General features: G+C 41.2%; 20 protein-coding genes. 1 reads left to right on the forward strand and 19 read right to left on the reverse strand.

The genetic code is table 11. The features are described 5' to 3' along the window. Nucleotides 1-28: 28 nt before the first annotated feature. Together BrL25_RS22960 and BrL25_RS22965 are read right to left on the reverse strand one after the other, a co-directional pair. Nucleotides 29-952, reverse strand: a complete 924-nt coding sequence (locus BrL25_RS22960) for a DUF7638 domain-containing protein (RefSeq protein WP_018669960.1) — start codon at nt 950-952, stop codon at nt 29-31. Nucleotides 953-1,217: 265 nt separating this feature from the next. Continuing rightward, entirely contained in the window at nt 1,218-1,784 is a 567-nt protein-coding gene (locus tag BrL25_RS22965) for a riboflavin biosynthesis intermediates N-glycosidase (RefSeq protein ID WP_018669959.1), read from the reverse strand. A gap of 493 nt (nt 1,785-2,277) precedes the next feature. Here BrL25_RS22965 and BrL25_RS22970 point away from each other — a divergent pair, with 493 nt between their 5' ends. Next, the gene (locus BrL25_RS22970; RefSeq protein ID WP_018669958.1) at nt 2,278-2,691 is read left to right on the forward strand and encodes a hypothetical protein; all 414 of its coding nucleotides are present in this window, start codon (nt 2,278-2,280) and stop codon (nt 2,689-2,691) included. A 246-nt stretch (nt 2,692-2,937) separates the two neighbouring features. On the opposite strand, the gene BrL25_RS22975 is transcribed toward BrL25_RS22970, so the two are convergent. The 17 genes from BrL25_RS22975 to BrL25_RS23055 form a co-directional block, all read right to left on the reverse strand. Continuing rightward, nucleotides 2,938-3,666, reverse strand: a complete 729-nt coding sequence (locus BrL25_RS22975) for a YwiC-like family protein (protein ID WP_018669957.1) — start codon at nt 3,664-3,666, stop codon at nt 2,938-2,940. A 430-nt stretch (nt 3,667-4,096) separates the two neighbouring features. Next, nucleotides 4,097-5,293, reverse strand: a complete 1,197-nt coding sequence (locus BrL25_RS22980; RefSeq protein ID WP_018669956.1) for an MFS transporter — start codon at nt 5,291-5,293, stop codon at nt 4,097-4,099. A 360-nt stretch (nt 5,294-5,653) separates the two neighbouring features. Beyond that, entirely contained in the window at nt 5,654-6,877 is a 1,224-nt protein-coding gene (locus tag BrL25_RS22985; protein WP_018669955.1) for a M20 metallopeptidase family protein, read from the reverse strand. A 481-nt stretch (nt 6,878-7,358) separates the two neighbouring features. Beyond that, entirely contained in the window at nt 7,359-7,817 is a 459-nt protein-coding gene (locus BrL25_RS22990; RefSeq protein ID WP_018669954.1) for a cupin domain-containing protein, read from the reverse strand. Beyond that, nucleotides 7,818-8,918 (reverse strand): ethanolamine utilization protein EutH, encoded by a 1,101-nt coding sequence (eutH, locus tag BrL25_RS22995; RefSeq protein WP_018669953.1) that lies wholly within the window; start codon nt 8,916-8,918, stop codon nt 7,818-7,820. It abuts the gene before it with no gap. Continuing rightward, entirely contained in the window at nt 8,915-9,205 is a 291-nt protein-coding gene (locus BrL25_RS23000; protein ID WP_018669952.1) for a EutN/CcmL family microcompartment protein, read from the reverse strand. The genes eutH and BrL25_RS23000 overlap by 4 nt, the downstream gene beginning before the upstream one ends. Next, nucleotides 9,202-10,038: a hypothetical protein gene (locus tag BrL25_RS23005; RefSeq protein ID WP_018669951.1), complete on the reverse strand. Its 837-nt coding sequence runs from the start codon at nt 10,036-10,038 to the stop codon at nt 9,202-9,204. The genes BrL25_RS23000 and BrL25_RS23005 overlap by 4 nt, the downstream gene beginning before the upstream one ends. A 5-nt stretch (nt 10,039-10,043) precedes the next feature. Next, the gene (gene pduL / locus BrL25_RS23010; protein ID WP_018669950.1) at nt 10,044-10,670 is read right to left on the reverse strand and encodes a phosphate propanoyltransferase; all 627 of its coding nucleotides are present in this window, start codon (nt 10,668-10,670) and stop codon (nt 10,044-10,046) included. A gap of 109 nt (nt 10,671-10,779) precedes the next feature. Next, a complete protein-coding gene (gene eutM, locus BrL25_RS23015) occupies nt 10,780-11,073 on the reverse strand; it encodes an ethanolamine utilization microcompartment protein EutM (protein WP_018669949.1) in 294 nt (97 codons plus the stop codon). Between the two features lie 43 nt (nt 11,074-11,116). Next, nucleotides 11,117-12,598, reverse strand: coding sequence for an acetaldehyde dehydrogenase (acetylating) (locus BrL25_RS23020; protein WP_018669948.1), 1,482 nt, complete (start codon nt 12,596-12,598; stop codon nt 11,117-11,119). After that, nucleotides 12,595-13,251: a BMC domain-containing protein gene (locus BrL25_RS26325; RefSeq protein ID WP_018669947.1), complete on the reverse strand. Its 657-nt coding sequence runs from the start codon at nt 13,249-13,251 to the stop codon at nt 12,595-12,597. The genes BrL25_RS23020 and BrL25_RS26325 overlap by 4 nt, the downstream gene beginning before the upstream one ends. Nucleotides 13,252-13,267: 16 nt before the next feature. Further along, nucleotides 13,268-13,921 (reverse strand): ethanolamine utilization microcompartment protein EutL, encoded by a 654-nt coding sequence (eutL, locus tag BrL25_RS23030; RefSeq protein WP_018669946.1) that lies wholly within the window; start codon nt 13,919-13,921, stop codon nt 13,268-13,270. A gap of 31 nt (nt 13,922-13,952) precedes the next feature. Beyond that, on the reverse strand, nt 13,953-14,885 hold the full coding sequence (eutC, locus tag BrL25_RS23035) for an ethanolamine ammonia-lyase subunit EutC (RefSeq protein ID WP_018669945.1): 933 nt from the start codon (nt 14,883-14,885) through the stop codon (nt 13,953-13,955). A 17-nt stretch (nt 14,886-14,902) separates the two neighbouring features. Continuing rightward, nucleotides 14,903-16,267, reverse strand: a complete 1,365-nt coding sequence (locus BrL25_RS23040) for an ethanolamine ammonia-lyase subunit EutB (protein WP_018669944.1) — start codon at nt 16,265-16,267, stop codon at nt 14,903-14,905. Between the two features lie 19 nt (nt 16,268-16,286). Continuing rightward, a complete protein-coding gene (gene eutA / locus BrL25_RS23045; protein ID WP_018669943.1) occupies nt 16,287-17,720 on the reverse strand; it encodes an ethanolamine ammonia-lyase reactivating factor EutA in 1,434 nt (477 codons plus the stop codon). Between the two features lie 12 nt (nt 17,721-17,732). Next, nucleotides 17,733-18,173 carry a EutP/PduV family microcompartment system protein gene (locus BrL25_RS23050; protein WP_018669942.1) on the reverse strand — a complete coding sequence of 147 codons (441 nt, stop codon included), beginning with the start codon at nt 18,171-18,173 and terminating at the stop codon, nt 17,733-17,735. A gap of 1 nt (nt 18,174) precedes the next feature. After that, the gene (locus tag BrL25_RS23055) at nt 18,175-18,519 is read right to left on the reverse strand and encodes a BMC domain-containing protein (RefSeq protein ID WP_018669941.1); all 345 of its coding nucleotides are present in this window, start codon (nt 18,517-18,519) and stop codon (nt 18,175-18,177) included. Nucleotides 18,520-18,571 lie beyond the last annotated feature (52 nt).

Below are 18,571 nucleotides of genomic sequence, written 5' to 3' on the forward strand. Positions count from 1 at the left end.
ATTCTTTCAAACCAAGTATCTTAAATAACTAGACTTCTCTCTTATCATCAGGGTAATAGATAATTCGAATATAATCCGAATCCCTTGAATCCATATCTCCTAAAAACATTCGCTGATGCTCGGGTACAAGTTCATACTTTTCTTGAAGCCTAGCTCGATTAAACTCAGACGGATCTTCCAAATAAGCATAGTATGCCTGTCTACATAGATCAAATGAAGTCTTTTCTCCTTTGAGTTTCTTATGCATATCCTGCAATTCATCATACTTATCATTGATTTCAGTTGCATACTGAGTTGTTGAGAATGTAACCTCGCCTAAACGATCAATTACGATGGTAGTTGGCTCTTCAAACGAAGTGAATAAGACTTTATTGTCCCATAGTTCCTTAACACTCTCGATGCTGTATTCATATGTAAAGAATGAATTGTAACAGACCACAACATCATCCTTATATACAACAATTCGCACCAGATAGTTCTTCCCCTCATGCTTCATGAATGCTGTGAATCCTTGACCAGCTACAGTGTCATAACCAATTTCATGATTGACACGGAAGTCTTCGGGGGTTGGAGAATGTAGGACCTTTCTGGTCTCCCATAACTCCTTCTCTTCCTCAGAGATACGATAGATATTGCTGTGTGAAGGATTAAGTTGTTTGACCGTGTCGTGAATCAGGTTAATGTATTGATCTTGATCAAAATTCCACTGTGCATCCGCCACCTCATACGAACCCAAGCCGAATATAGAGATCGCTCCACCTTGTGGGACACTAGGGACAAGCCAATTGCTATTCAGTTTATGAACCAATCCATCTAAATCTACCAGCTCCCAACAATTGACCATCCCATCCTCATAAACGTCTACATTAATAAAAAAATAACTCCCTCCATTGCATATAAAGCCAGGTACCTTCGTTCCTTCTATCGTTTTCGTTCTGCGGATTTTTTGCATATACGTCTCCTATCTACATTCATGTTGGAAAGCAACATCTCTATATCACAAAGATGGCATCCGATGATGAAACATTGTGTACTCCAGCCATTCTACAAGCTCTAATCTGCTTCTGAGTAGCCTTAAACAATACAGAACCATAAAACCAAGTTTATATCCTCAGGTAATGGATCAACTTCGAATATTACATTTTCCCACAGTCCATCTGGAGGAAATCCTCAAAGGGTGCAATTTCATCGTTATGTATGCCTCTCTTGTGAATATTCTAGCATTTATTTATACAATCCCGGAATTGTTCTCTTACCAGCATAAGTGCAAAGCCTAGTAAATTCTCCCCTCTCCAGTGCTGTGGACGTTCAGCATCAGGATGATCCTGTGCGAGTCCAATCCCCCAAACTCTGTCATAAGGGCTTGCTTCCACTAGAACTCGATTACCTGTATGTAGTAGATAAGATTTCAACTCCGGATGTTGACTAAATTTCAGTAGATTGGCTTGTCTAACAATGTCAAGCTTATGTCCATTCCACACCCTATCATCAAAAGCTTGAACCCTACGCCCCAGTGCTTTTGCTTGATTCGGATGCTTCTGCTTTATAATCTGGTCACGCATCGCCGTATCGCCAAACAATTCCGCTTTTTTCGCCATCATATAATGCTCTGCGGTTGCGTAAATAATGCCATCCTCTTCAAAGGGAGCAGGATACCACTGGCTGAAACAAGATTTGTCTACCATTCCGTCCTTCTTCGGGGTATTCCCCCAGAAAAATAAATATTTTACCTGTTTTTTGTGTGATTCCCTGATCAGTGTCCGTACATCTTGTATTATCTCCATCTATTCAACCTCTTTCAAAAATCCTAGAACATTCAAGAACATAGAATAATTGTTACAACATGCTCACCCCATGTAATCTCTTATTCAGGTTTACCTTAGAGTTTTACGCAATTCAGTCAGCTGTCAATTTGATAATAAGGCTATTCAGCCTTTGTTGATCATAAACAGCTGTTTTTTCCCTCTTTAACATAAAAAATTTCTTTCGTTCATCATATCCAAAGAGGAAATACGGTTCAACTTTATTTTAAATCTCCATGTACATTTTTACTTAATCAAATTAAAATTGTTTTTTCGTCGCTTCACGGTCAAACTCAATTCATCAAGACGTAAGGCATCATGAATTTCGCAGAGCCTCAGCCAATCTTCAGGGGTATTACCATTCGATGCAGGCTTCAGTAATATTTTGCTAAATTTTCAAAATAATATAGACAATTATAGAATATTTTAATAATATTTATTTGTAATAAAATACATATTAAGGAGTGATTTGTAAATGAAAAAAATAATTGGAATTGCTTCCGTTTTTGCTTTACTAGTTTCGGCTTCTCCTGTTATCGCAAAAGAAGCCCAACCTGAGAGTGCCGCTGTAGTGATAGCTTCTATTTATAACAAAAGCTTAACACTTGATCCAGAGGAAAGACGTGATACACCTAGATTTACAGCTTCAAGCAATAGTCTGACTCTTACTGTATATCAATCATCCGATGGTTCTAGAACACATTTTAGATATACTCTATGGGATGATAATGGTAATCAGGTAGGTAAGGTATTTAAGGTAGAAAAAGATGGTTCTGATTCAACTACATGGGATGTAAAAAAAGGAAAAAAATATTTTTTACAAATAAGCAATCGTAGTACTCACAATGGCATTTTCATCGAAGCCTCCACTGAAATCTCCATCGATTAAGCAAAGAAAGAAAAAGAGACTTTCCTTCTATGATCGGACAGTCTCTTTTTTTTTGCCCCACATAATAGAGATATGCTTTATCAAAATAAGTGTACCGTTATGCAAACATCGTTTTATTAACGAGTACCGTGTACCGAAATGCTCAGTTAGTGAGAAAGTTTTGACGACAAGGCATAACGTTATTGAGGCTTGAAGCCATTAACAAAGCACTAATGTTTGTTTTTTATGTATGGAAATGTTATTCGTTCATGAGATGAAACTACTAGATAATATCAAAAACTGTACGGCACCTATTATTTCAATAATTCCTGCCTTCCATGGACGCATGGCCTTGCCAGCGTAGACAAAAGCTCGCACAGTTGAAAAAATATAAGCAATCGTCATCCAGGGAAAGCCTGTTAACCACGGAACAAATAGCAGTAGTCCATGATAGACATGAGCATACACGGTCCAACGTTTGTTCTCTCGTTCACGAAAGACTGACTTTACAAAGAATGCACTACCCATAAAATGTAAAAAACTGAACAATACAATAGCTGACATTGTGAAATCAAATTCCCCACCAGCGAAAAGGTACGAAGCCGCTCCTCCCATTGAGAAAATAAGAATGGCACATAAATCGTTAATGATCGCCCTCTCGCTTTTACGTTTTGCATGCCATACATTTACCAAAAGCAGAATGAACAGCGGTAGTCCAAAATAAAAAAGGCATGGATTGCTTATGAGTGGTGGTACCAAACATATAAGGGCAAGTAAACCATACAATAATCCCCATTTCACCCAGTGTTCAGCTCTTGTGTTTCTTTTCACATATTGAAGAAACGGATACGACGACAAATAGAGAAACAACCAAGCAAGAAATAAAAGGATATGCATCCATTGAGGCTTTCCAGCCAGCATTCCGAAAAGAAACGGGACGCTAACCATTGCCCAACCGCCATGTTCATGGGGAATTACAATACTACTCTTTTTCACAGAGTTATCACTCCTTTACAACAGAACCAAATCGTATTTTTATTCTTAACATCCGTCTTTTAAAACTTTTTTCATCTGAAGCATTCTACAAAAAAATCAATATTTTACATACTTCCTGACTACAGAGCGAAGTATAGCATTTCAAAGAGCAGTTTTCCATTCCTTAGACCAATCTGCCACAAGAAAGCCAAACATAGTAAAGTATTAGGATAGAAATCCAATATGTGCAAACAATCAATTTTTCTCTAGTAGAATGCACCCTGAAAAAAGCATAAGAACAAAGGGAATATGGATAAAAGAAATACATAACCCTACTTACACAAAATAACTAATATAAATATAAGAGAAGACTTTTAATAAAAAAATGGTGGAAAATGTAGTTTTCACTAAACCACCTTTCCACCATTTCCTCTTTTACTTGCAATCATCACTAGTTGTTTTTTATAGCTATTTGTTGTACATCAAGCCCACGATGCGTGCTCCAGACATACATTGACAGCAAAGCAATCACAAAGAATGCTAACCAATAAGGAGCTTCCGGCTGGATTCGGTATAATGCCGTTCCAACGATTGGGGCTACAAAGGAGCCCACCCCTGTTGCCGCCGTAGTCAATCCTGCTGCTGCTCCCTGTTCCTCTTCTCCTGATGCCATGGAAACACCTGCCGTATAACCCGGTATTGCGAACCCACCTCCAACACCGAGCAGTAAAAAAGAGAGGACAAAGCCGAACAAATGATCAATAGAAACAAGAAGTAACAGACCTGTCCCTAGTATCGGGAGACCAATACGGAGCAAGGTACGAGGCATGAAGGAGCGTTTCCGAATGACTGCCATTTGGACCAATGCCATCATAAAACCAACGCAAAACAGACTAATACCAACCCATAGTGCCGTATCTTTGGAATTTAATCCAAATTTATCCTGCACATAAAAACCTGCTGTCACCTGTAGCATAACGAGAGCGCTCATCAGACACAAAGCAATCAATAAATAAGGTCGTATGCCTGGCTTACGTAGGTTCAGCTTGTTTCTCTCACCAGATGACTTCGGTGTAAAACGTGGAATACGTGCATACACCAAAAGGGCCGCAAATAGTGATAGAACAGCAGCAACGACAATCGGAAACAAGAGATGAATCCCTGCTAGTGCTGCGCCCATGGCTGGACCGATCAGAAAACCAATCCCGCTCGCCGCACCAATCATCGCCATTCCTGCCGCCCGCTCATTCAACGGAGTTAAATCGGCTATTAAAGCCTGCCCGGAGGAAGTCATTGCGGGGAAAAACAGACCGAACAGCGTCCGTGAAAGCAACAATAGGATAAAAAGGAAAGTAAGTTCTATTTTTCCCTGTAAACCAATCCAAGCGAGCCAAGCAAATAGAACCAAACTGAATGTAAACCCAATCAATCCTATAATCATAATTGGTTTACGTCCGAACCGATCACTCTGATGCCCCCATATCGGAGCACTAAGCAACAAGACGAGAGCAGAAGCTGATATGATCCATCCTGCATGCATTTCGTCGAGGCCTATCTCACGAATCAACGGGGCCAGAACCGGATTGATAACACCTAAGCCGATATAACAAATCATTAACGATAGGAAAATAACACGTTTGGGTTCCATATAACCACCTCCATTGGTAATTTGTAATTCTTGCAACAATCGTCACACTTGATTCATAGCAACTCTACAGCAAAAGAGAACGACCCTTTTGCTTCTATTTTTTGTTCACCTTAGAGTATTTTCCACTCCAATAAGCTCTGATCGCCTCCCTATTACCTCAAATCTGTATTTATTATCAAGAAAATTTGAATGCTGTTCCGCCTCTAAACGGATGATTCTTGACGTTTAACGGATTATTTTTTTATCGCTCATAATAAAAAAGCGAGAAGTCCTGCATCATCCTGTCTATCTGAACAGAATGCATACAAAAACCTCTCACTTTCCCTTTTTCTTCCTATCCTATTTCCTACTATTCCTATACTACGTCTCTAATCCCACCTTCGCTTCCTGTGCCTCCGGTAGTATTTTTCCCTCAGTCAGATAGTTCATAACCGCAGAAATAAACAGCTTGCCAGTCACAAGCATCGAGCGTTCATCCACGTCAAACATGGGGTGGTGATGTGGATAAATTGCCTGAATTTCTGGGTTTCGCCCTCCCACATAAAAGAACGTACCTGGTATTTTCTGGAGATAATAAGCAAAATCCTCCGCACCCATTCGAGCCTCTAGTACCTCTGTATGCTCTTCACCTACTAAAAGCTTGGCAAGCTGATGAATACGCTCTGTCTCTGTCTCATCGTTACATACGGCGGGATATCCTCGTTCATAGTCGACTGTTACCGTTGCCCCCGCCCCCTCACAGGTGGTTTTAGCAATTTGTTGAAGTGAGGTTTCAATCTTTTGCCGGACATTCTCATTAAAGGTACGTACCGTTCCAGATAAGGTAACAGTATGCGGGATTACATTAAACGCTTTACCTGCTTGAAAGCTACCTACTGTCAATACTGCCGCTTGAAGAGGATCAACTCGTCTACTGACAATTTGCTGTAGGTTTAGTACCAATTGACTTCCAATCACTAACGGATCAATCGCTTTATGCGGATAAGCGCCATGTCCCCCTTTACCAGTTATCTCAATGTAGAAAGAATCTGCTGCTGCCATCATATAGCCAGCTTTTACACCAATAACTCCTACAGGATGATCTGAAGAAACATGAGCACCGTAAATTACATCTACTCCGTCAAGACATCCAGCTTCGATCATTGAGACTGCACCACCAGGCAATAACTCTTCTGCAAACTGGTGAATAAAGATTACTGTTCCTGGCAAGTATTCACGATACTCGCTCAAAACCTTAGCGACACCAAGTAACCCTGCTGTGTGAATATCATGGCCGCATGCATGCATAACCCCTGGTACGCGGGACTTATATATGACATCCTTTTCATCTTGAATGGGAAGAGCATCGAAATCAGCACGCAGAGCAACAGTTTTCCCTGGCTTGCCTCCTTTTAACACTCCAAGCACACCATTGCCGCCTACCCCCGTTTTTACCTCCAGTCCTATTTTGCTTAAATATTCTGCTATTTTAATAGGTGTATTTACTTCTTGAAAGGACAGCTCTGGATACATGTGTAAATCTCGACGAAAATCAATTAACTCAGGAAAAAGCTGTTCCAAGCGCTCGAACATTGGCTGTAACATTAAAAAACAACCTCCTTTGGTTATTTGACCAGATCATTTTTGAATGTACTTTTTCGCAGCTTATTTAACAGATCGCGGCTTACTTTTTCGGCAACGTAAATGTCCGAATAATTCCGTCTGGCACATGCTCAAAACCATCCAGCTTCTTAGAAAGACCAAACACATTGTAGTCATGATAAAAGTATATATACGGGAGATCCTCGTTAATTACCTGCATGGCAGTATCATATTTTTCATTCGCTGTAGCTTTTAATAATTCATCAATGCTTATGACTGTTTAAGCCAATGTCTACTAATCGATCAAATATACTCTGTTGTACAGCTTCACCAAAGCGTTGAAAATGACGTGTCCAGGTTTAGTTGGATCAGCACTGCTTTTGTATAACTATACGTTTTGTATTTTTAATCAACTGAAAATTCAGTTTTTAAATAACAAGGATCAATGCCTTGTTGAAACGGCTATCGATCCCTCTTCTTATAATCAATCAAGCTCTTGCCAATTTGCTGGATACGTAACATATAAAAACTTCGCATAGGTTGGTACCGAGAACTGGATGCTCGTATTTTTGGGAATGAGGATAATATCACCTGCGTTTCCGATAATACGACGACCATTTATTACAATTTCTAGTGTTCCTTCTATGATATAATCGATTTCATCATATTTTAGAGTCCAGTCGAATGTGGTCTCTTTCATCTCCATCAGTCCACACCCAAGCCGAGGACTCTCTTGTAAATGTAGTGCATCTTTCAAATATACGCGATCACCTGTTTTTCCCGTATCAAAAGGTTCCAGTTTCATAGTGTTTACTTTCACTGACATTACGCCGCTCGGATCAATATTCTTTTCTACTACATCAGGTGATTTGTTAAGTTGTTTCAGCTTTTCCAACACGATCTTACGAACTAACGCTTCAAGAGTTGCTGTATCTGGTTGCATTTATTTCTCCTCACTTTCCGCCGCTAGCTTTGATTTAGAAGCGATTAGGATGGCAACTAGCACTGCGGTGACTCCACCCGCCAGTTTCCCTACGATCATTGGGAAAATAAGATCTTTTTCTACACCAGCTGTAAACCCTAGATGATCCCCAAAGGTAAACGAAGCGCTAACCGCAAAGGCGATATTTATTATTTTTCCCCGTGTATCCATTTCTTTTAACATGCCAAACATTGGTATGTTATTGGCAAGAGATGCTACTAGTCCTGCTGCTGCTTTATCATTCATACCAAGTAATGAACCTAGCTTCAGTAATGGTTTTTGGAAAAATTTAGTAATGACATACACCATTGGAAATGCACCAGCCAGTACGATAGCAATAGAGCCTACGATTTCTATACCATCCCAAATAGGAGTCATTCCAGGAATAATTACTACACCTGTTAAGGTTTCAATAATGATAGCCGCTAGTGCCAGCGTAATAACAATGACAACACCTTTGCCAAAGACGCTAAAACCTTTTATCATTCCATTCGGGGCTAGCCATAGTCCAACACCAATGATTAGTGCTACCAGAATGATCGGGACCAGATTACGTAAGATCATCCCAAGGTCATAGCCAGCAACCAATCCACCTACCAAGCAACCGATGGGAATTGTCATGATTCCAGCTAGAACCCCCGTAGCGAGAAATTTACGATCTTCTTTTTTAATGATGCCAAGTGCAACAGGAATAGTAAATACAATAGTAGGTCCGAGCATGGAACCAAGAATAATACCCGCAAAGCGTCCTGCTTCCGGATTGCTTGCCATCTGCATTGCTAACGGATATCCTCCCATGTCATTCGCTAGCAAAGTGGTGGCAAACATGGCGGGATCAGCACCTAATGCCGTATAAAGAGGCACAACGATGGGTTTTAACAGCGTCGCCAGGACAGGTGCCAATGAGATAACCCCCACCATCGCGAGCGTAAGCGATCCCATCGCCATAATTCCTTCCTCGAACTTATCACCCAAATTCAATTTATTATCCAAGCATTTGTCAATTGCCCCTAAGGTCATAAAGATTACCATTATGTAAATGATAATTTCATTAATACTCATACACTGTCCTCCTTACACGAGTCTCTAAGCTCATAGCTATCAATAATACCAACGATCGTTGCATCAATGGGTGCTTTAACTTGATCAAAAGCTGCTCTTGCCGAGCCACCCTTCGTTACCAATACCAAATCACCAATACCAGAGCCTGCACCGTCCGCGGCTACAAAGGTTTTCGTTGGTTCACCACCAAAAATTTCGGAGGGAGAAACAATCATAAGTTTAAGACTATCTAATTTTGCGTCTTTTCTTGTGGCCCAAACGTTACCAATGACTTTTCCGATAATCATGCGTTTTTGCCCTCCTGCTTTGTTTTCTTGACAATAAGTTGATTCATACGTACGAAATCTCTAGCCAGTGGAGTTAAGATGGCATTCGGTAAAATGGTAAACGATTGAGCCCCTTGTAAAAATAACTTTTTTAATACTGATTCAGATATCACTCTTTGCTTGATATGCCACACCTCTTCTGGGGCATGCATAAGTGTACGTTCCCTACTCAAATGAATATCATGCTCTTCTGCACCATTTGAGTGTATTGTTTTAACGGAGGAAGATACGTGATCATCAAGTTGTTCAGAAGATATTTTGCCTATTACCTGTGTCTGCTGTTTCTCCAGATGACTACCTTCCTGACCTAAAAGATGGATGTCTGCTTTTTTGATCAAAGTCACTCCAAAGGTAACAAGCTTCTGTTCGTATGATTGATACAGTTCATATAAATGAGCTGAAGCTGTATGACGATATTGCCGATATTCGAGTCCTTCTTGCAATAGGTATACCTTTTTTCCTTGTAACAAAGCTTGAGTAATTACGTTATCAGAGGTATTTAGCCCTAATGCTACTGAAGCTAATGTACAGCAATGCAATCCCGTTAGCAGGATGAAGGAAAAGGATTGAACATTACATTCCAAGGGGTCATCAGAGTACTCTTGTGCACATGGTAAATCATTAGCCACAACAGAATGAACATCAAATTTTTCAGTGAGGAACGATTTTATCGCAAGCCATTCGCTTTCATTCGGAGAGAAAACGAATATTTTAGGCTTTTTCTGCAAGCGAAGCGTGTCCAATCGAGTAATAACCTCATTGGTAATAGCTTCGATGAGCTGCTGTCTTTCCAAACTCGTCACTTCCTCACGAGTCTAGCAACTGTACCTTTGTGATAACCACATGCGTTAGCTTCATCAAAATCGAGATGCATAAATGTACGAAAATGTGGACTCACCCGAATGGTTACATCTTGAAATATAACCGGTCTTGTTCCAAGTACTTCCACACATACATTTTGCTTATCGGAAAGACCAAACCATTGAGCATCTTCAGCCGACATGTGAATGTGACGTTTGGCAATGATTGCAGCTTTGACGGGAATGGATGCAAGCTGTGTAGCCAACGTAATCTCTGCGCTTTCTGCTAAATTCCCTGATTCGCGAAGAGGTGGTCTAATCCCTAGAGCAACTGCATCCGTTAAAGAAACCTCCACCTGGGTATTTTGCCTTTCCGGCCCCAATACAGCCACATTTTTAATCGTTCCTTTAGGACCAATCAAATCTACACGCTCCACGCAGCTAAACTGCCCTGGTTGGGACAATTCCTTAGCTTTTGTAAGTGCATATCCTTCTCCAAATAGGATGTCAATGATCTTTCGAGATAAATGCACATGCCTTCCTGAAGCTTCAACGGGAATGAACAGTTTTTGTTTAATTCCAGCCACTACTTTTTCTGCGATTTGATCAAATTGATTTTGTATCAATTCCACACCTTCTTTTCAGTCATATGTAAAGAGGGCATACTATCCGCTGTAGCCTTCAGCAAACATTTCCATCAAATGAAAGCTTCTAAGGGATAGTATGTTCCTGTAATTAGGCTTGTTGTTGCCTCGATTTGGGAAGAATGCTATCCACCTCAGTGTGAGGACGTGGAATAACGTGTACAGAAATCAATTCTCCAATTCGTTCTGCTGCCGCTGCTCCAGCATCTGTTGCTGCTTTTACTGCCCCAACATCTCCACGAACCATCACGGTTACCAAGCCGCCTCCAACCTGCTCTTTACCAACCAGTTCTACATTGGCTGCTTTCACCATGGCATCTGCTGCTTCAATCGCGCTCACAAGTCCTTTTGTCTCGATCATACCTAACGCATTTGTACTTGCCATTTCAATTCCTCCGTTTTTCATGTCATCTGATTACAACAAAATGCTACGAGATGCAGTTGCTCTGCCTCAATTCCAGCAGGATTTTCTGGATTATGGAATTCACCAAATCATCATTGACCCCAAATCCTCCCTGAGTGTTACAAGACGCTTGATGTGGGCGTAGGGCCTCTAGTTCCCTAACCCCATAAGCAATGCGACGGATATTTATTAAATTCATAGGTCCTACGTTATCTGAAGTAGAATTGTTGCCCACTGCTCCACAGCCCAATGTTAAAGCAGGAACTAAATTGGTTGTGCCCCCGATTCCACCCAATGCTGCGGGTGTATTTACTAAAAAGCGGGATACAGGTTGACGTACACCGAAATAACGAATAACTTCCTCATCTTGCGCGTGAATAATGCAGGTATGACCTGCACCCTCATGTAACAAAATTTCCACACATAAATCACACGCTTTCTCCATACTGTCGGCTGTGTAGAAACCTAAAATAGGAGCCAGTTTTTCCCGTGAAAAAGCTACTTTATAGCCCACCTCTGTTTCTTCTGCGATTAAAAGTCTTGCGCCAGCGGGAACGGTGATCTTAGCTAAATTGGCAATATGTTGTACGCTTTTCCCAACGATTTGCGGATTCATTGAACCATTTTCACGCATAATGAATCGTCCAACTTTTTCCTTTTCCTCTGGGTTTAGAAAATAAGCTCCCTGCTTTTTAAATTCTGCTATTACTTTCTCTTTCATGCATCTTTCAACGACAACTGACTGTTCGGAAGCACAAATTGTTCCATTATCAAAAGTTGCACTATCGAAAATACGCTTGACCGCATTCTGCAAATCAGCAGATTTATCAATGTAAGCAGGCCCATTACCTGATCCAACACCGATTGCTGGAGTTCCAGAACTGTAGGCTGCTTTTACCATTGCAGAGCCGCCTGTTGCTAAAATCAATTGAACGTCTTTGTGCTTCATCAACTCGTTGGTTCCTTGAATAGTAGGCATTTCCATACAAGTTACGATATCTTCAGGACCACTAGCAGATGTAATTGCTTCCCTAATAATCTTTATTGTTTCCAAAATACATTTCTTCGCATTTGGATGAGGGGAAAAAATAATGGAATTCCCTGCTTTGATGGAAATAAGAGATTTATATAGGACAGTAGAGGTTGGGTTTGTAGAAGGAATTAATCCAGCAATCACCCCTACTGGCACACCTACCTCGATAACTTTTTTTACTGTGTCCTCGTTTAAAATTCCAATTGTTTTCAAATCCTTGATATGCTCATACACGACCTGGCTTCCAAACAAATTTTTTATTACCTTGTCTTCCCAGATACCAAACCCAGTTTCTTCTACTGCTAGCTTTGCCAGACGGTTTGCATGAACAACACCAGCATTTGCCACTGCTTTTACGATTGTATCGATCTGTTCCTGGGACATCTTGCTCAAAGCTTTTTGAGCCGTGTTCGATCTTTTAATGAGATTTCTTACTTCCTGTACAGAAAGTAAATCTTTATCAGAAAGCGTCATGTTGTTGTTACTCCTTCTTTATGCAATTTGGTAATCTCCTGAACAAGCTGAGCTTTTTTTGCCTGTTTCACTTGTCTATTATTAATCGTCGCGATTCCTAGCCGTTTGGCTTCCTCTCTTAACTCACCTACTGTCATACTCTCCAGTTGTTCCACAGGGCTGTTAGGAGATATAATTAGAGAGTTTGCCGAGTTAGTCAATGCTCCTGATATTACAGTAGGAATAGACTCTTTAGGAGCGGAAGGCGTTTCATTATCTAGGCGTTGTACCTCTTCGATTGTCATTGAGTTGTCCGCTACTTCAAGCGCTTTAGTCTTTGGTGGAGCTTGAGTCATTTGTGTGTTCTGCCTGTTATCTTTTGTGTGGAATGGTAGAACATGTGGTTGATCAACTATCCCATACAAACTATCATCTGGATTTGAGATCACATGTTTCGAAATTAATGTGCCAAATCTGTTCACCGCTTCTGCCCCTGCTTCCACAGCAGAAGTAACCGCTGATACATCTCCAGTAATTTTTACGGTAACAAAACCATTCTTTATTTTCTCGAAACCAATCAACGTAACATTAGCTACCTTCATGGCCGTATCTGCTGCTTCTATTGACGCTAACAAACCTTTTACCTCAATGAGCCCTAAGGCATTTTTTATCATAGGATCACCTTTTTAGTTAGTAACTCTGTGGATTCTCAGCAACGTATTGGACAGCCTCGGCAAATGCATCACAAGCTGCTATACAAGCTGATTGACTTCCAGTTAGTAGCGCACCACCAAAGTTGGTCTCAGAGGGTGGGCCGTAAAATGTAGCCAGCTTAACATCCGCTGCTTTTAAAGCAGCATCAAGGGCATACATCGCTTCCAGAGGCGGTGCGATCAAGTAGGCAATGGCTTCTGCATCCTGTAAGTTAGCCATCTTGGAAAGATACGTTCCTGGTCGAGAAACGCAATGGGCAAAGTAAGCGATAGAATCATCGTCATTAGCACTAGTAAAATGAGCTCCATTTTGGATGAAATCGACCGCCGTATGTAAGCCACTTCGAATTTCTGCTGGATTAGGACCTGCCAATATTCCAATTACTTCTCCAGCCAGTTTTGAGTTAGCATTAGCTGCCCCTGCGTACATTGATTTGGCGTACACGACATCAACAGCTGCCTCTTTCGTCGCTTCATCCAGAGCTGTATAGGTCACATCATCGCTGTCAGCCGTGATAATCCCTAAACTTTTTTGATTTGGTTGCAACTGAAATGCTTTTACCATATCGGGAGCCACATTTGGGATGATTTTTACACTCAACACATTCGCCCGAAGTGCATCATTCTTCATTCAAAATTCCCTCCTAAGGACAATGGGGAGTTTATAGTTTTAAATCGATTCCACTTGCTTTTTTCTCCAACATGGTCTTAATCAATTCTGCAATATGTGCACCTGCTTCTACAGGAGGTGTCCCGCCTTTATGAATATTGGAGATAACTGTGCGACGTGCTTCTGGCATGTTAATTGTGGCCTTGTAGGCGATATAAGCACTCATCGACTCTGCTGTGACCAGACCTGGACGCTCACCGATTAGTACACAGGTTACATCGGCTCCAAGTACCTCGGAGATTTGATCCATGGCACCAACACGACCCAATTTAACAAAAAATGGTGTTCCTACCTGAATTTTATAACCTTCTAATCCTTGTATAATGGCTGGCAAAATATCTTTCGCATTCGCTTCTACCGCAGCTGAGCTTAGCCCATCAGACACATAGATTTGAACTTGCGGCTGCTTCTGGCAGTTTTCCTTTATCTTTTGCAAACCTTCTTCTGATACTTTTCGCCCTAAATCAGGTCTCGTTAAATATTCATCCTTATCCTTGCAAAGTGTCTGTACGCTAAAGAGATTCATATCTTGTAAGAACTGCTCATCTACATTTGAAAACACGGCATCCTGTGCCGCAGCATGGTCTGCCCGAAAGCGAAGTGTAGTTTCTGTCTTATAACGTGGACCTGCACGCCAAATTCCTAGGCGAGCGGGTGTCCGCTCTTTCATTTTCAAATAACCTCTGGCATCTACTGGATTAGGCACTAACAATTGGCTTTTCAGATCAATTTCCGTAATGTCATCGATAGCCCCATCGGAAGGCATCTGCTGCTGGACAGTCCATCCACCCCCAACATTGGATTCAGGTCGTGGCTTGGCCGATTTAATTTCAATTTTTCCTTCCGTTCTCCCTACACCTGTATTGGAGGTCATTTCCGCTAAAACCTGTTCTACTACTTGTCTGATGTCATTTTCTTGAAGCATGTTCTAACCTCCATTCCTTATGCTAGGAAAACAGATGCATCCCCAGCACGTTTTGTCAACTTTCCATTCTCGATGAATCCCATTTTTTCCATCCATTTTTCAAACTCAGTAATTGGTCTTAATTGAAGTAGCTCGCGCAGAGTTGCTGTTTCGTGATAACCGGTTGTTTGATAGTTCAACATCACATCATCTCCATGAGGAATGCCCATAAAGTAGTTACATCCAGCTGTCGACAAGAGAACCGCCAAATTCTCAATATCGTTTTGATCCGCTTTCATATGGTTCGTATAGCAAGCATCGCATCCCATGGAAATACCGGTTAGTTTCCCCATGAAATGATCTTCCAAACCTGCGCGAATTACCTGTGTACTGTTGTACAGATACTCAGGTCCAATGAATCCAACTACTGTATTTACTAAGAATGGATCATACTTTTTTGCAAAACCATAGCAACGTGCTTCCAGCGTTACCTGATCCACACCATGATGAGCTTCAGAAGACAGTTCAGAGCCTTGTCCTGTCTCAAAATACATGACGTTCGGTCCTGTTGCCGTTCCTTCTCTTTGTGCCAACTGACGTGCCTCTTCAATCATGTCTCCTGAAATTCCAAAGGCTTCATTTCCTTTTTGAGAGCCCGCAATACTTTGGAAAATAAGGTCGGCTGGTGCTCCCTTACGTATTGCTTCCATCTGGGTAGTTACATGTGCCAATACACAGTTTTGTGTAGGAATTGACCACTTTTGCTTGAAATCCTCAAATCTCTTCAATACTCGACTTACACTTTCAACAGAATCATCCACAGGATTTAAGCCAATAACAGCATCACCAATGCCAAATGTAAGCCCTTCCATTAAGGAAGCTGTAATTCCATCTGGGTCATCTGTAGGATGGTTAGGTTGTAATCGTGCTGATAGGGTGCCCTCATAGCCAATTGTTGTATTACAGTGGGCCTGAATACGAATTTTTCGGGCTCCATAAATGAGATCCAAATTGGACATAAGCTTAGCAACTGCCGCAACCATTTCACTGGTTAGACCTCTACTGATTCTCTTGATATTTTCCTCTGTGGTATTTTCATCAAGTATCCATTCACGTAGCTCAGAAACTGTCCAGTTCTTTATTTCGTTATAAATTTTTTCATTGATTCCATCTTGAATGATTCGTGTCACTTCATCTTCTTCATAGGGGATTGCTGGATTATTACGCAAATCTGCTATTGTAAATTCACTTAGCACAATTTTAGCTGCTACCCTCTCTTCGGAGCTTTCTGCAGCGAGACCAGCCAATTTATCTCCTGATTTTTCTTCGTTTGCTTTCGCCATGACATCCATAACATTTTTAAATTGATATGCCTTGCCGAAAAGGGTTGTTTTAAGCTTCAACGCCGTCACCTCATAACTGTTAGGAATGAAATACTAGAGTTTTAATGATTACAGGTAGTACACGGCCGTTTGCCAGTGGTTTCCCTATATCGATGTAATCGCCGTTTTCTAAGCGGATACTATCAATGCATATGACCTCTCTAGAAAATTGCAGTTGCTTATGCATCGTTTGACCTAACACTTTGGCAAAATCCATTTCAACAATTACCACCAAGGGCAAATCTGCTTTTATTAATGCCTCCATACCACCGATTAATGCTTTTGCAAGCTCCTGAATCTCTGTGAAGCTTGGACTTTTTTTCCCACGAATAGCAATGGCTACAGGTTGCCACTCGTTTTCTAATATGAACCAGCGTAATTTTTCTTGTAAGACATCCTGTAGATGAGCAAAGCCTTGAGACTCATCCTCTCCTGTTAGCTTTAAAATAGGCAGATTTTTCATAGGAAAGTTTTCTTCTGTGTATGTAATCGTGCTACCACTAATCTCGGTTGTATGCGTACCTGCTCCTACGACCGTTGCCCGAATGGTTTCTTCAGCTTGCACCAATTTCATTTTTTCACAAAGAGATGATTGGCGAATTGCCTGTCCTAGCAAAATTCCTATATCCCCGTATGCAAGTACATCATTTGTTTCTGGATGATAGACATAATCAGCCACTCCACCAGAAAAAGAGATGTATTGCGGGTGAATACTATCGTCAATTCCATGATGGGTGACAATGGTTGTATAAAATGGGGTACGCTGTATCAGGTTGACGGACTGTTCCAACAGGCTTACCATTTCAATGACTACTTTTTGCAACTGCTCGATATCAGCTGTATCACCTTCTTTCACCTGTATGTTCCTCGCGTTGATTAACTGTTTGATTTTATCGGCAATGTAGGTAATTTTTCGTGAAGAAGGTTCTATTTTTATGAGTCTACCGCCAATATCCAAACACCCCGTATTCACCAACTCTCCCTCGTTGAATACAGCTAGATTGGTGGTACCACCACCAATATCCAAATTGACAACAGTAGCCCCCTTTTCTTCCGATACCTTGTCAATTCCAGCCCCCTTTGCCGAAATAATGGATTCTAAATCAGGGCCTGCCGTTGCTACAACAAAATCTCCAGCAAAACCACTCAAACGTTGCAAAACATCTCGTGCATTCTGTTTTCGAGCAGTCTCACCTGTGATAATGACAGCCCCGGTTTGTACGTCTTCAGGCTGTACATGCGCCAGTTGATACTCTTTTTCTACAATCCTCCGAACCTCGTCACTATCAATCTCGGTTTGCGAAAGTAGCGGAGTAAAATGAATATCACTTCGATAGATAATCTCTTTATCCACGATTTTTATTCGAGGAACACCAAAGGCAGATGCTGTATTTTCGATGCCAATCTTGCTAAATACCAACTGTGTGGTTGATGTCCCAATGTCAATACCGACACTAAGCACTTCTTCTTTCATTCTGTTACCACCTCAAGTGTTTCTTGCGAGCAAATCTTTGATTTTTTCGAGACCTTGTTTCTCATAGCTACTCACATGAAAGACCTGTTCTGCCCCTGCTTCACGTAAAAAACGTTCGGCACGCGTCAGCTCTTCCACTTGATTGCACCGATCTACTTTGGTAACAATCCCAATCACCGGTTTTGCAAAGGCACTAGCAAATTGAACTGGGAACAAACTAGCTTGATCCGTGCAAGCTTGTACGAATCCAATCAAATCACACTCTGCTGAGGTTACAATAAGTGCCCGGTAATAATTTCGGTTCTCGATATACTCACCAGGTGTATCAATAATATTTTCTACCGTTTCAATCATCTGCGTTTTGCGGTAGCTGAGTTCGGTATTCATGAGGGCTTGAGTGAGAGTTGTTTTTCCACAGCCTGTCCTACCTACTAGCATCATTATTTTTCCCATACTATGACCTCGTTATGGATGTAGCTGAAAAATGTAATACTTCAGAGAGCATATTCAACACTTCTCGAAGCGCAGATTCCACACTTGAAATATCGCCGGTAATGACAAGCGATCCGCTGAATCTATCTACGAAACCAATGGAAACATCTGCTGATTTTGTGGCTACATCTGCGGCAATGATGGATGCCTCGCTTGGTGTTATGGTCAGGATTCCAATCGCCTTGATATTTTCAGAGAGAAGCCCCAGTTTCTTATACAGATCAGGATTGGGATTCGCAATCAAGTGGGCTAGGGTCACCTGCTTTCCTGGAACATATTCTTGTATGACACGTTGTTTCTCTTCCATACTTCATCACCCACTTCATAGTTATTATGATTGTTAGCTAGACAAAGTATGC

This window comes from Brevibacillus laterosporus DSM 25 (assembly GCF_002706795.1).
Taxonomy (GTDB): domain Bacteria; phylum Bacillota; class Bacilli; order Brevibacillales; family Brevibacillaceae; genus Brevibacillus_B; species Brevibacillus_B laterosporus.